1 protein-coding gene is annotated in these 695 nt (G+C 37.4%); it reads right to left on the bottom strand.

The annotated features are described in order from the left end of the window. The coding region (locus ACFIKQ_RS09075; protein WP_375656315.1) for a hypothetical protein at positions 1-692 on the bottom strand (692 nt) is incomplete at its 3' end. Between the last annotated feature and the right edge of the window lie 3 nt (positions 693-695).

Raw genomic sequence — 695 nt, 5'->3', positions numbered from 1 at the left:
TTGATTTTTGCATTGCCATAAGCACGCCCCCAGATCGTTGCACAATATGAGATTTTAGCATTGCCATAAACAGAGCCATAAATCTCACAAGAGCCACTCACACAAGCATTCCCATAAACCTTGCCATAAATTTTTGCACGACCATTAATAACAGCATAATTATAAATTTTTGCATGGCTATAAATACAGGCCAAGCCAGAAACCTTGGCATGACCATAAACGCGTGCATAACTAAAAACCGTAGCATCATAAGAAACATGCGCATGGTCATAAATATGAGCATCAGCAAGAACGCGGGCACTACCATTCACATGAGCATTACCATAAATATTGCCATAAACATGAGCATTGCCATAGACAAAAGCATGGTCATAAACTTTAGCATATTGAGAGATAAAAGCTTTTCCATAGACTTCAGCATTGCCATAAACTTGACCACAGACTTGAGAATAATGGCGTATTTTTGCATCATCATACACTCTTGCATGACCATAGACACAAGCCTCATCATACACCCAGCAATTGCCATCATGGGATAGGTTAACTTCCTTTTCAATAAAGCCGCCTAAAGACCCCGCCTTTATATCATCAAAATCTTTTAAAGCTTTAATGCGATAAAGGTTTATAATATTTCGAGTAAGAGCATGTTTGATTTTTTTGATTTCACTGGTTAATTCATATTTTTTGCACATAGA

This window comes from Bartonella sp. MR63HLJHH (genome assembly GCF_042194155.1).
GTDB lineage: Bacteria > Pseudomonadota > Alphaproteobacteria > Rhizobiales > Rhizobiaceae > Bartonella > Bartonella grahamii.
Note: the sequence above shows the minus strand (reverse complement) of the source record. Positions and strands in the feature narration are given on the sequence as shown.